Genomic DNA, 12,093 nt, shown 5'->3' with positions numbered 1-12,093 from the left:
GGGTCCGGCCATCACTCGAAGCGCAGGGCTTCGATCGGCCGCAGCCCGGCGGCGCGGTTGGCGGGGTAGCTGCCGAAGAACAGGCCGATCGCGACCGAGACGCCGAGCGCCAGCGCGATCGACGTGGGGACGATCACCGGCTGCACGCCCGCGATCGTGAACTGTGCGCCGATCACGGCGATCAGCACGCCCAGCAGACCGCCGACGAGGCTGAGCATCGTCGCCTCGGCGAGGAACTGGCCGAGGATCGCGCCCTTGGGCGCGCCGATCGCCTTGCGGATGCCGATCTCCCTGGTCCGCTCGGTGACCGTGACGAGCATGATGTTCGTGATGCCGATGCCGCCGACGAGCAGGCTGATCGCGGCCACCGCGCCGAGCAGGACCGTGAACGTCCCGGTCGCCGCGCTGACCGTCTCCTGCAGGGTCGCCTGGTTGAGGATGCGGTAGTCGGCGCTCGCCGAGTCGGTGATGCCGTGCCGCTGGTCGAGCACCTCGGTGACCTCGGTCTGCGCGGCGTCCACCGCCTCGGCGCTCTTGGCCTGGACGAGGATCTGCCCCAGCGGCCCGAATCCGGTCAGGCTCTGCTGCACGGCGGGCAGCGGGGCGACGGCCACGTCGTCGGCGTCCTGGAACCCGGACGAGCCGGCCTCCTTGAGCACTCCCACGACGGTGAACGGCACGCCCGACACGGTGATCTGCTTGCCGAGGGGATCGACCGTGCCGAACAGGTTCTCGGCCACCGTCTGACCGATCACCACCACCTTGCGCGCCGCGAGCACGTCGTCGTTGTAGAAGTAGGAGCCCTTGACCACCGGCTTGTTGGACGCCTCGAAGTAGCTCGGGTAGGTGCCCACGAGCTGGCTGATCGAGTGGCTCGCTCCTTCGTACGTCGCGGTCTGGGACTGGGCCGTCACGACCGGCGAGACGCTCTTGACCGAGGGGGCGTTCGCCGGGTCGGCCAGCGCCCGCGCGTCGTCGACGGTGAGGTTCTTGGCCTGGGTGCGGGGGCCGCTGTTCTGCCGCCCGGCCTGGCCGCCGCCTCCCCCGCCGCCGGCGCCGCGGGCGAACCCGCCGCCCGGGCCGCCCCCGCCGCCCGAGGTGGACGGCGTGACGGTCAGCGAGTTGGCGCCGAGCCGCTGGATGTTCTGCTGGATCTGCTGGGAGGATCCCTCGCCGATCGCGACCAGCAGGATCACCGCGGCGACGCCGATCAGGATGCCGAGCATGGTGAGCGCGCTGCGCATCTTGTTGGCGGCCAGGCCGCGCAGGGCGAAACGCAGGACCTCCGCGGCGTTCACGAGGCCACCTCCGCGAACCGCGGGGGGAGCCCGCCGACCGGCGTGGAGCGCGCGTCCTCCACGATCCGGCCGTCCATGAGGCGGACGACCCGTTTGGCGTGCGCGGCGACCTCCTCCTCGTGCGTGATGATCACCAAGGTCCTGCCGCTGGCGCTGAGCCGGTCGAAGATGTTCATGACGTCCTCGCTGGACTTGCTGTCGAGAGCGCCCGTGGGCTCGTCGGCCAGCAGCAGGGTCGGCGCGGTGACGAGCGCGCGGGCCACCGCCACCCGCTGCTGCTGGCCGCCGGACAGCTCGTTGGGCTGGTGGTGGACACGGTCGGCGAGCCCGACCCGGTCGAGCGCGGCCAGCGCCCTGCGGCGCCGCTCCGCGGCCTTGACCCCGCCGTACGCCAGGGGAAGCTCGACGTTGGCGAGCGCGCTCATCCTGGGGATGAGGTTGAAGGACTGGAAGACGAAGCCGAGCTTGCGGTTGCGGACGACCGCGAGCCGCCGTTCGTCGAGCCCGCCGACGTCGGTGCCGTCGAGGTGGTAGGTCCCCCCGGACGGCACGTCGAGGCAGCCGATGATGTTCATCAGCGTGGACTTGCCGGAGCCGGAGGCGCCCATGATCGCCACGTAGTCGCCGCGCTCCACCCTCAGCGACACGCCGCGCAGCGCGCGCACCGCGGTCTCGCCCTCGCCGTACACCTTGGTGACGTGGCTCAGATCGAGCACAGGAGGGCAGAGCACAGGGGGGTCGAGCACCGGTGGCGGGCCGGCCCTCATCGGTTGCCTCCGCCGCCACCGCCACCGCCACCGCCGCCGAAGCCGCGGCCGCGGCCGAACCCGCCTCCGCCGCCGGGGAACTGGATGCCGCCGCCTCCGCCGGTCGTCGATGCCTGGGGCCGCACCACCTGGTCGCCCTCCTGGAGTCCTGACTTGATCTCGGTGGTGGTGTCGCCCTTCAGGCCGACCTCCACCCGCTTCACGACCTGCTTGCCGTTCTCCAGCACCGTCACCGTGGTCTGGCCGCCCGCCGTGGTGATTGCCGAGGACGCCACCGTGAGCACGTCGTCGGCCTTGCCCACGGCCACCTGGACCGTGGCCGTCTGGCCGAGCCGTACGGTGGACGGCACGTCGGTCAGCGAGATCGTCACGGCGTACTGGACGACGTTGTTGTTCGTCTGCGGCTGCGGGTCGACCACCGTCACCTTGCCGGCGGCGGTGACCCCGGTGAGGGCGTCGAAGGACACGGTCGCCGCCTGGCCGACCTTGATCCTGCTGACGTCGGCCTCGGTGAAGTTCCCCACGATCCGCAGGTGGACGGGGTCCGCGATCTCGATGAAGCCGCTGGACCCGCCGGTGCCGCTCGACCCCGCGGACCCGCTCTGCGACTGCGCCTGGCCGCCCTGGGAGGACCCGCCGGATCCGCCGGACGCGCCCGAGGAGCCGCCCACGGCTCCGTTGACCGCCGTGACGACCCCGGCGAAGGGCGCCTTGATCACCGTGCCCGCCAGCGCCCGCTTGGCCGAGCGGTAGGCGTTCCTCGCGCTGATGTACTGCGAGTAGCCCGAGGCGGTCGAGGTGTCGGCCTCCTCGGCGGCGTCCAGGCTCGCCTGGGCCGCCTCCAGGCTCTCCCTGGCGGCCGTGTCGTCGATGCGCGCGAGCACCTGTCCCTTCTTGACCTTGTCGCCGCTCTCGACCAGGACGGACTCGACGGTGCCGTTCGCAGCGAAATCGAGGGCGCGCGTCCTGGCGCTCTCGACGGAACCGGAGGCCGATACCGAGGCGAGCACGGTCCCGCGGGTCACCCGGGTCGTCAGCGGCGCGGCGCCGTTTCCTGAGGAGTCGCCTCCCACGGACGCCCAGGCCGCCGCGATCCCGCCGAGCAGCAGTACCACCAGGACACCGTTGATGATCAGTGTCCTGCGCTTCGTCGACAGCTTCACGACGTCGAACCATGGCAAACCCCGCTTCGGGCAACCTAGGCCGAGGCTGAGGGTTTGCTGACAGTCCGCATCAGAACGCGCATCCACAGACAACTCTCAGGTACGGCCAAGCCACCGGTCACGTGGCGTCAGCAGGATGTCCGCCATGAGATCGAGCACTCCACTCAGCGTCGGAGGGCTCGCGCTGGCGGGGATCGTCATCGCGAGCGTCGCCGTGATCTCCGCCACCGGCGGCGACACCTCCGCGGCCGACCGGAAAGCGCTCGCCTCGGTCAAGCGGGGCACGGTCGCGTCGTACGTCTCGGCCGCCGGCAACACGATCGACACCGGCGTGCGCGATCTCGCGTTCGGAGCGGAGGGCACGGTCGAGAAGATCTACGTCAAGGTGGGCCAGAAGGTCCGCCGCGGCAAGGTCCTCGCCCGGATCGACGACACCATCGCCAGGGAGAACTACGAGGCCGCCAAGGCCGCCCTCGCCGCCGCCCAGGAGACCCTCGACGACGTCGAGAACGGCACCGCCACCACGAGCGGAGCCGCCGCGCCGGGTGCCGGCGGCTCCGGAGTCCGCGCGTACGGCGGCGGAACCGGCTCGGGATATGCGGGCGGCTCCGGCGCTGGAGCGCCCACCGGCGCAACCGGCTCTGGAGGCGCGGGCGGGGCCAGGACCCCCGGCGGCGGAATGGGCGCCGGACCGGGGTCGGGAAACGCGGGCGGCACCGGCGGCGGAGCCGGAGCGGGGAACACGGGCGGCTCCGGCAGTGGTGGCCCGGCCTCGTGTCCGGCCCCCTCCGCCCGGCCTTCCGGGCAGGCGTCCACACGCCCCTCCTCGCAGCCCTCGTCACGGTCTTCCGCGACCGCCCGGCCTTCGCGCCGGCCGGCGGCCGCCGCGGCGAACAAGGGCGCGAGCGCGGCGAGCATCAGCCTGGTGGCGTACCGGGGTGGTGACCACGGCGGATCCAAGCCGGAGCCCGGTCCGGCGCCCACGGTCACGCCACGCCCGCATCCGCACCCGAAACCGTCCAGGCCGCACCGTCCGGCCCCCACGGACGGCGCGACCGCGCCGGACCCCGAGGTGAGCGTCTCGATCCTGCCCACGGCGCCGTCCCGGCAGCCGTCCGCCACGCCGAGCCCCTCCCGTGGGGGTTCCTCCTCCGCCTGCGCACCCGGGCAGGGCGGCCAGGGACAGGGCTCGCAGGGACAGAGCGGGCAAGGCCAGGGCGGGCAAGGGCAGGGCGGCGGCGCGCAGGGGCGTGCGGGCTTCGGCGGCGGCCAGGGAGGCCAGGGCAGCCAGGGAGGCCAGGCGGGGCAGAGCGGCCAGGGCGGCGGCGCCCGGCTCACCGAGGCACAGGCCGAGGCGCAGGTCAGCCAGGCGACGACCGAACTGGCCGAGGCCAAGGAGGCGCTCGCCGGTGTGAGGATCAAGGCTCCGGCGGACGGCACGATCCTGTCCGTCGCGGGGACCACCGGCTCCCGCTACACCTCGGGAACGTTCATCACCCTCGGCGACCTCGACGACCTGCAGGTGCAAGCGCTGTTCACCGAGTCGGACATCCGCTTCCTCAAGGTCGGTCAGGCGGCCACCGTGGCGCTGCCCACGCGACCGGGGCAGGAGTATCCCGGAACGGTCGCCCACATCGACCCGACCGCGACCACCAGCGACCGCCTGGTCCGTTACGGCGTGACGATCGTCCTGAACAGCCGCCCCGCCCGGCTGCTGCTGGGCCAGAGCGCCACCGTACGGGTGACGACCGGCGAGGCGGCCGACGCGCTCTACGTCCCCTCGCAGGCCGTACGCGCCCAGGGCGACGGCACGGCCGTCGTCACGGTGGCCGACGGCGGGACCCAGTCGCGCCGTACGGTCAAGGTCGGCGTACGCGGTGACAGCTACGTGGAGATCACGGGCGGCCTCTCCGAAGGCGACCAGATCGTCCTGCCCGCCGCCTCCACCGCCTTCCCCGACGAAGGCTTCCCCGCCGCCCGCTGACCCCCGGCTTACGGCCCCCGCTCCCCGGCGACAGGCCTGTGGACGAGAGGCAGCCGTTCGCTTGACGCAGGAGAGGACCGCATGAACAGAACGCTGTGACGGGCAGCCCACCAGCGGAACGGAGTCGCCCGAAGCGGTGCGCGTGAACCTGGTTCGCGGATGGCGACGACGTACACTGTGCCCATGACCGCGGCGCACGATTACGAGGATCTGCACGCTCTGGTGGACAGGCTGCGGCCCGAGCAGGCCCGCGATCTGCATGCGGTCGTGCTCCGACTGGTCGAGGCCAACGAGAGCCCAGACAGGTCAGATGTGGAGCAAGAGGGTCGACGGCGGTTGCGGTTCATCGGCGCGATGAAGTCGGGAGTCGGCGATCTGGCGGAACGCCATGAGGAGCTGCTCCGCGAGGGGTTGAATCGTCCGATGTGACGATCCTCCTCGATACGGGCCTCCTGGTCGCGGCGCTCGACGCCGACGACAAGGACCACACGCGGTGCGCCGATCTTCTACAGGCCGCCCCGGGGCCGTTGCTGGTTCCAGTGACCCGCATACGGGAGGGACGGCAGGGGGAAGCGCGCAAGTTTGGCAGCGGGCGTCACGCTGCGGGAGCCCGGGGTGTCAGGCGGACCTCGACATCCGCGTCCAGAGCGTTCGCCAGGCGCTCGATGACAGGCAGGGTGGGAACCGTCCCTCCGGCCTCGAACCGCGCCACCGCTGACTGGGTCATGCCAGCGATACGAGCCAGATCGCTCTGGCTCCAGCCTCGTGTCTCCCGCATCGCCCGGATCGTCTTTCCCAGTTCATAAGCGAGACGTGCGGCCTCATAGGCTTCAACCGCTCCGGGCTCGGCCATCCGGCGATTCCGGAGCTCCCGCCAGCTCTCCTGCTCGCTCATACCGCTTCTTCTTCCTCATCCACGGTGTGCGCCCGCCTCGATACAGCGACTTAGGGCCCGACGAGCTCGCTCTATCTCACGCTCGTCGCGTGTCCCAATCCATAGCATCAATGCTATGAGCCTTGAGAACGATCCGCATTGCTATCGCCACTGTCCGTGACGAGCGATCTGACGCCCCCGCCGGATTCGGCCCCGGCAGCGTCTCATGGCAGCGGACGACCGGGGCCGGGAGCGGTCACGAGCGGGGGAAGGGGACTGCGTAGACGGGCGGTCCGCCCAGCATCTCTGCCAGATCGTCCTCGGTGACGTCGAAGTCGACTGCGGGCCCCGCCTGCCAGGGGTCCCAGCCGCGGTGCAGGGCCATGCGGATGACCGCCGCCACGAGCGCCGGCCGTACGGGCATCGTGCGCTCCCCCGACCAGGCGTCCGGCCGGGAGAAGGGAAGCGACACCAGGAGCACCCGGCCCGGGCCTTCCGCCGGCTCGACCGGAAAGGTCAGCGATCCCTCGCCGATCGCCTGGCCGTATGTGGGCTTGCGGCGGATCCGCCACCGGTAGGGGACGCCGTCGACCGTGATGAGCCGTGCGCCCTTCCTGGGAATCGCCACGAATACCTCCCGCCCCTCAACCCTCCGCTCCTGAGGGCGCTTGAGTCAACGGAATCAGCGGTCAGGTGCGGGCCTCGGGGGCGAGGGGGAGGGTGACGCGGAAGGCGGCGCCGGCGTCGGGGGCCGTCTCCACACCGACCTCACCGCCGTGGGCCCGGACGAGGGACTCCACGATCGCGAGCCCGAGGCCGCTGCCGCCGGACGGCCGCGTACGGGAGGGGTCGGCGCGGTAGAAGCGCTCGAAGACCCGGCCGGCCTGCTCGGGTGTGAGACCGGGCCCCTTGTCGGCCACCTCGATGAACGCCTTACCGTCCAGGCCGCCGACGCGTACGGTGATCGGCGTTCCCTCGGGCGTGTGGGTCGTGGCGTTGCTCATCAGGTTGCCCACGACCTGCCTCAGCCGCACCTCGTCCCCCGAGACGATCAGCGCCGCGTCCCCCTCGACCACCAGCGACACGTCGCGGCCGGGGCTGAGGGTCTTGGCGTCGTGAACCGCGTCGGCCGCCAGGGCCAGCAGGTCCACGGGCTGCGTGCGCAGCGGGCGCTGCTGGTCGAGCCGGGCGAGCAGCAGCAGGTCGTCCACGAGCAGGCCCATGCGGGCGGCCTCGCTCTCGATGCGCGACATCAGCCGCGTGGTGTCGGCGTCCGGCGCCTGCCGGTGGAACTCGGCGAAGCCCCTGATGGAGGTGAGCGGCGTACGCAGTTCGTGCGAGGCGTCGGCCACGAAACGGCGCATGCGCGCCTCCGACTCCTTGGCCGCGGCCTCGGAGGCCGCCCGGGCCTCGAACGCCGCCTCGATCTGGGCGAGCATGCCGTTCAGCGCTTGGGCGAGCCGCCCGACCTCGGTGCGCGGGTCGCGGTCGGGGATCCGGCTGCCGAGGTTCCCCCTGGCGATGGCCTCGGCGGTCGCCTCGATCTCCGCCAGGGGCCGCAGGCTGCGCCGTACGATCACGACGCCGACGACGGCGAGCAGGATCATCAGGGCGCCGCCGACCAGCGCCTCGATGAGGGCGAGCCGGCCGGTGATCTGCCCGACCGAGGCCATGTCGACCGCGACGACGACCGTGCCGAAGCCCTCCACGGGCACCACCCGGGCCCGCCACTCGCCGTCACCCGACACCGCCGGCACCGTTATGGGGTTCTGGGAGGTCACGGCGCCGGGGCCCGACAGCGTCTCCGCGCCCATGCCCGCCTGCGCGAGCAGCGTCCTGCCGGCGGCGTCGCGGATCTCCACCCGGCCCTCGGGCGGCAGCCTGAGCCGTGCGAGCGCCGCCGGACCCCGGTCGAGCCGTCTTTCTGCCTCGTGCGCCAGCAAGGCGACCTTCCGGTCGACCCGGCTGACCAGGTAGTCGCTCAGCACCGAGACGCTGCCCACGCCGATGACCGCGAGGGCGACCGCGACCAGCGCGAGCATGGCCGCGCTGAGCCGGAACCGCAGCGGCGTGCGCCCCGACACGGCTCAGACGCCGCTGGGTGGTGTCCGCATGACGTAGCCGACGCCGCGCAGCGTGTGGATGAGCCGGGGGTGGCGCCGCGAATGGGCGGTGTCGAGCTTGCGGCGCAGCACCGACACGTACGACTCGACGATCCCGGCGTCGCCGCGGAAGTCGTAGTCCCACACGTGATCGAGGATCTGGGCCTTGGACAGCACCCGGCCGGCGTTGCACATGAAGTAGCGCAGCAGCTTGAATTCCGTCGGCGACAGGGGCACGGCCCGGCCGCCGCGCCAGACCTCGTGGGACTCCTCGTCCAGTTCGATGTCGGCGAAGGTCAGCCGCGGCGGGGTGACCATCGGGTCCCCGGCGGTGCGGCGCAGCACGGCCCGGATCCGGGCGACGACCTCCTCGAGGCTGAAGGGCTTGGTCACGTAGTCGTCGCCGCCGAGCGTCAGGCCGCGGATCTTGTCCTCGGTGGCGTCCCGCGCGGTGAGGAAGACCACAGGGGTGTGGGTTCCGCCGCCGCGCAGCCGGCGCACGATGTCGAAGCCGTCCATGTCGGGCAGCATGACGTCGAGCACGATCAGATCCGGTCGGTGCCGCTGTGCCGCGGCGACCGCCTCGCCGCCGTTGGAGGCGGTGTGGACCTCGAATCCGGCATACCGGAGGCTGGCCGCGAGCAGTTCGAGGATGTTCGGCTCGTCCTCGACGATCAGCAGCCGGGCTTCGGGAGATTCAGCGACCATGGCGGAAGCACTCTAGACCTAGAAAGTTAAGGGAACCGTTAAAGCGATGTGCCGCGCGATCGCCAGGCTGCTCGTCGCCGCAGGTGAGGGCGCGTTTCGCACCAGCACGATGCGCCCGCGCACATCGATGACGAAGTCGTCGAGCAGCCTGCCGTCCCGCGCCACGGCCTGGGCCCGCACGCCGCCTCCGGCGCGTACGAGGTCGGCCGGGGCCAGTTCGGGCACGTACCTCCGGGCGGCGGCCACGAATGCCCGCTTGGCCAGCGAGCCGTACACCTCCCGCAGGCCGGTGCGCCAGTGCTCGGCCGCCATGCGCCGGGCGCCGGGCCAGGCGACGATCCGCCGCAGGTCGCGCAGCGACGCCGACCGCCAGGAGTAGCCCTCCAGGGCGAGCGCGGGCACGGCGTTGGGCCCGACCAGGACCTCTCCGTCGATCCTGCGGGTCAGGTGGACGCCGAGGAAGGGGTAGCGGGGGTCGGGCACGGGATAGATGAGCCCCCTCACCAGGTCGCGTGCCGGGCCGGCGAGCCGGTAGTACTCACCCCGGAACGGGACGATCCGCACGTCGCCGCCCGCTCTCGCCAGGTCCGCCACGCCGTCGGTGCCGAGGCCGGCGCAGGAGACCAGCCGGTCGAAGGTGAGCCTCTCCGGCCCGGCGGCCACCGCCACGCCGTCGGTGGTCTGCCGGATCGCGCGTACGGGACGCGAGAGCCGTACGGACCCGCCGGCCTCGGCCACGTCGGCGGCGAGGCGGCGCGCGACCGCGGAGAAGTCGGTGATCGCGGTGTGCGGCGAGTGGACGGCGGCGACCCCGACCGCGTGCGGTTCCACCTCCCGCAGGCCGATCGCGTCGAGTTCGGCGACGCCGGGCACACCGTTCTCCCTGGCCCGCTCGGCGATGCGGCGCAGCCCGGGCAGTTCGGCCCGGGTGGAGGCCACGACGAGCTTGCCCGCCTCGTCGTACGGCAGGCCGTGCTCGGCGCAGTACTCGCGCAGCATGGCGGCGCCCTCCCGGCAGAGGGTCGCCTTGAGCGAACCGGGCTGGTAGTAGATCCCGGCGTGCACGACCCCGCTGTTGTGCCCGGTCTGGTGGGCGGCGATCCGGGGCTCCTTCTCCAGCACGGTCACCTCGGCGCCCGCCCGCGCCATCTGCCGGGCCACGGCCAGACCGAGGATCCCGGCACCGACGATCCCGATCCTCATGTCCGTACGGTTCTCGACAGCATGCCGGACATTGTCGCAGCCGGAGCCGCTCCACGGTGATCGAACCTGTGTTCGGTACGATGGCGGCGTGTACGTGCCACCCGGCTGGCCACCGGAGGTGCGCCCTCCTGGCAGCCCCGACTGGGAGGTCTCGGCCGTGTCGTGGCTGCTCGACGCGGTGCCCCCTGACTACCGTGCGTACGGCGTGCTGCGCCGTCACCCGCTCGCGCTCGCCCGGATGGCCCGCCAGCAGGTGGCGGCCTCGATCCAGGCGGCCAGGGAGGGATACCGGGGGGCGGCGGTGGACCTGAAGGAGCACCTGCCCCCGCACGCGATCGAGGCCGTCCTGGACGCCTACCGGCAGGAGGGCCCCCGGCTCGTACGGCTGGCCGAGTCGGTCGCGCTCGTGGAACGAGCCCTGCGCGGCGAGCACTTCCTTCCCCGGCTGTGAACCCACTCTTATTTCCGGACAAATGGGGCATAACAGCATAAAAGAGGGAATCGGGGGTTAGCCATGACCACAGAGGGAGTAAGCAAGACCGCCGGTGAGGTCATGCACGAGGGCGCGGAATGCATCGGCGAGCACGAGAGCCTGCGCAGGGCTGCGGAGATGATGCGGGACATGAACGTCGGCGCCCTTCCCATCTGCGGGGACGACGACCGGCTCAAGGGCATCATCACCGACCGCGACATCGTGGTGAAGTGCGTGGCCGAGGGCAAGGACCTCGACCAGACCACGACGAGCGAACTGGCCCGCGGGCTGGTCTGGGTGGACGCCAACGCCAGCGTCGAAGAAGCCCTGACGAAGATGGAGGAGCACCAGATCAAGCGCATGCCGGTGATCGACAACCACCGGATCGTCGGGATGATCACCGAGGCCGACCTGGCCAAGGAACTGCCCGACAGCAAGCTCGCGGAGTTCGTCCACCGCGTCTACGCGCGGGGCTGACTCTCGCGGCGATCTCCGGGCCGGGTGTCGCCGGGAACGGCGGCCCGGCCCTTTCGTCGTCTCCCGGCGATGCTCACCGGGTGAAACACGAGCACCGCATGGCAGATCGGCTTCTGCCATGCATACTGAGACATGACGAGGATCATTGGGGTAGGGCCCCGCCGTGGAGCGTCCCGTGGAGACATCTGACTGGGAACGGCTGATCACCCAGTTGCGCCATGGCGATTGCATCCCGTTCTTCGGTGCGGGGGCGGTGGCCGGCCGGCTCCCTACGGGACATGCCCTCGCCCGTGAACTGGCGGAGAAGTACGACTACCCCTTCGGTGACAGACACGATCTGTCGCACGTCGTGCAGTTCGCCACGATCCGCTACGGCGATTCGACATATGTGAAGTCGGCCCTGGCGCGCCGACTCAGCGAAGTTCCCCAGCAGCCGTTCGACCAGTCGAACGTGCACTCGGTGATGGCGGGGTTTCCACTTCCCCTGTACATCACCACCAACTACGACGACCTCGTCAGTCAGGCACTCAAAGCCGCGGGGAAGGATCCCACCGTCGCCCTGTCCCCGTGGTACACGTACCCCGGCGAAACGTATCCCTCGCACGACCTGGACCCGCGCCCCGCTCGCCCGCTCGTGTTCCATCTGCACGGCAGTCTCCACGACCCGAGGTCGATGGTCCTCTCGGAGGACGACTACCTGGAATTCTTGGTCCGCCTCACGGAGGACCGCGGTGCCGGAAAGAGCGATCTGATTCCTCCAGCGGTGACACGGGCGCTCACGCAGAAGCCGCTGCTGTTCCTTGGGTACAGCATGCAGGACTGGTCGTTCCGGACGCTGTTTCGCGGACTGTTGCAGGTGATGCCGTCGGTGCTGCGCAGACGGCATGTCAGCGTCCAGTTGCTGCCTTACGCGGCGACGGAGCACGAACAGGAGCAGGCGAGGAACTATCTGACCAGGTACTTTGAGGGGCTGAACACCACCCTGTTCCTGGGCACGGTGTCTGAGTTCTGCGAGGAACTGCGGAATCGGATGGCCGGGTAGTCC

General features: G+C 71.3%; 13 protein-coding genes. 5 read left to right on the top strand and 8 right to left on the bottom strand.

The features are described from left to right. Positions 1 to 11 precede the first annotated feature (11 nt). Genes FLW16_RS30570 through FLW16_RS30560 form a run of 3 tightly spaced genes read right to left on the bottom strand, consistent with a single transcriptional unit; the run spans position 12 to position 3,228 of the window. On the bottom strand, positions 12 to 1,298 hold the full coding sequence (locus tag FLW16_RS30570) for an ABC transporter permease (protein WP_142563594.1): 1,287 nt from the start codon (positions 1,296 to 1,298) through the stop codon (positions 12 to 14). Beyond that, entirely contained in the window at positions 1,295 to 2,065 is a 771-nt protein-coding gene (locus FLW16_RS30565; RefSeq protein ID WP_142563593.1) for an ABC transporter ATP-binding protein, read from the bottom strand. The genes FLW16_RS30570 and FLW16_RS30565 overlap by 4 nt, the downstream gene beginning before the upstream one ends. Continuing rightward, on the bottom strand, positions 2,062 to 3,228 hold the full coding sequence (locus FLW16_RS30560) for an efflux RND transporter periplasmic adaptor subunit (RefSeq protein ID WP_142563592.1): 1,167 nt from the start codon (positions 3,226 to 3,228) through the stop codon (positions 2,062 to 2,064). Before FLW16_RS30560 ends, FLW16_RS30565 begins: the two co-directional genes overlap by 4 nt. Positions 3,229 to 3,373: 145 nt before the next feature. Between FLW16_RS30560 and FLW16_RS30555 the strand changes: the two genes are divergently transcribed. Together FLW16_RS30555 and FLW16_RS30550 are read left to right on the top strand one after the other, a co-directional pair. Continuing rightward, on the top strand, positions 3,374 to 5,212 hold the full coding sequence (locus tag FLW16_RS30555) for an efflux RND transporter periplasmic adaptor subunit (RefSeq protein WP_185949657.1): 1,839 nt from the start codon (positions 3,374 to 3,376) through the stop codon (positions 5,210 to 5,212). A gap of 183 nt (positions 5,213 to 5,395) precedes the next feature. Continuing rightward, entirely contained in the window at positions 5,396 to 5,641 is a 246-nt protein-coding gene (locus FLW16_RS30550; protein WP_142563590.1) for a hypothetical protein, read from the top strand. Positions 5,642 to 5,807: 166 nt separating this feature from the next. Here FLW16_RS30550 and FLW16_RS30545 read toward each other — a convergent pair whose 3' ends face one another. From FLW16_RS30545 to lhgO, 5 genes are all read right to left on the bottom strand, one after another. After that, positions 5,808 to 6,107, bottom strand: a complete 300-nt coding sequence (locus FLW16_RS30545; protein WP_142563589.1) for a helix-turn-helix domain-containing protein — start codon at positions 6,105 to 6,107, stop codon at positions 5,808 to 5,810. Positions 6,108 to 6,342: 235 nt separating this feature from the next. Beyond that, positions 6,343 to 6,714 (bottom strand): hypothetical protein, encoded by a 372-nt coding sequence (locus tag FLW16_RS30540; RefSeq protein ID WP_221891361.1) that lies wholly within the window; start codon positions 6,712 to 6,714, stop codon positions 6,343 to 6,345. Positions 6,715 to 6,775: 61 nt separating this feature from the next. After that, positions 6,776 to 8,170 (bottom strand): HAMP domain-containing sensor histidine kinase, encoded by a 1,395-nt coding sequence (locus FLW16_RS30535; protein ID WP_260615736.1) that lies wholly within the window; start codon positions 8,168 to 8,170, stop codon positions 6,776 to 6,778. Between the two features lie 3 nt (positions 8,171 to 8,173). After that, positions 8,174 to 8,896 (bottom strand): response regulator transcription factor, encoded by a 723-nt coding sequence (locus tag FLW16_RS30530; protein WP_142563588.1) that lies wholly within the window; start codon positions 8,894 to 8,896, stop codon positions 8,174 to 8,176. Positions 8,897 to 8,914: 18 nt separating this feature from the next. Further along, the gene (gene lhgO / locus FLW16_RS30525; RefSeq protein ID WP_142563587.1) at positions 8,915 to 10,099 is read right to left on the bottom strand and encodes an L-2-hydroxyglutarate oxidase; all 1,185 of its coding nucleotides are present in this window, start codon (positions 10,097 to 10,099) and stop codon (positions 8,915 to 8,917) included. An 88-nt stretch (positions 10,100 to 10,187) separates the two neighbouring features. Here lhgO and FLW16_RS30520 point away from each other — a divergent pair, with 88 nt between their 5' ends. From FLW16_RS30520 to FLW16_RS30510, 3 genes are all read left to right on the top strand, one after another. Further along, positions 10,188 to 10,550: a hypothetical protein gene (locus FLW16_RS30520; RefSeq protein ID WP_139578732.1), complete on the top strand. Its 363-nt coding sequence runs from the start codon at positions 10,188 to 10,190 to the stop codon at positions 10,548 to 10,550. A 63-nt stretch (positions 10,551 to 10,613) separates the two neighbouring features. Next, positions 10,614 to 11,048 carry a CBS domain-containing protein gene (locus tag FLW16_RS30515; protein ID WP_142563586.1) on the top strand — a complete coding sequence of 145 codons (435 nt, stop codon included), beginning with the start codon at positions 10,614 to 10,616 and terminating at the stop codon, positions 11,046 to 11,048. Positions 11,049 to 11,223: 175 nt separating this feature from the next. After that, positions 11,224 to 12,090, top strand: a complete 867-nt coding sequence (locus FLW16_RS30510; protein WP_142563585.1) for an SIR2 family protein — start codon at positions 11,224 to 11,226, stop codon at positions 12,088 to 12,090. Positions 12,091 to 12,093: the final 3 nt, after the last annotated feature.

This window comes from Microbispora sp. KK1-11 (assembly GCF_006874435.1).
Lineage (GTDB): Bacteria > Actinomycetota > Actinomycetes > Streptosporangiales > Streptosporangiaceae > Microbispora > Microbispora catharanthi.
The sequence above is the reverse complement of the archived record's forward strand: the minus strand, read 5'-3'. Positions and strand labels throughout refer to the sequence as shown.

What these genes read in the sequence shown, in the direction of transcription:
- FLW16_RS30515 (WP_142563586.1), top strand. Translation starts at nt 10,614, where the DNA reads ATGACCACAGAGGGAGTAAGCAAGACCGCCGGTGAGGTCATGCACGAG.
- FLW16_RS30555 (WP_185949657.1), top strand. Translation starts at nt 3,374, where the DNA reads ATGAGATCGAGCACTCCACTCAGCGTCGGAGGGCTCGCGCTGGCGGGG.
- FLW16_RS30545 (WP_142563589.1), bottom strand. Translation starts at nt 6,107, where the DNA reads ATGAGCGAGCAGGAGAGCTGGCGGGAGCTCCGGAATCGCCGGATGGCC.
- FLW16_RS30550 (WP_142563590.1), top strand. Translation starts at nt 5,396, where the DNA reads ATGACCGCGGCGCACGATTACGAGGATCTGCACGCTCTGGTGGACAGG.
- FLW16_RS30530 (WP_142563588.1), bottom strand. Translation starts at nt 8,896, where the DNA reads ATGGTCGCTGAATCTCCCGAAGCCCGGCTGCTGATCGTCGAGGACGAG.
- FLW16_RS30565 (WP_142563593.1), bottom strand. Translation starts at nt 2,065, where the DNA reads ATGAGGGCCGGCCCGCCACCGGTGCTCGACCCCCCTGTGCTCTGCCCT.
- lhgO (WP_142563587.1), bottom strand. Translation starts at nt 10,099, where the DNA reads ATGAGGATCGGGATCGTCGGTGCCGGGATCCTCGGTCTGGCCGTGGCC.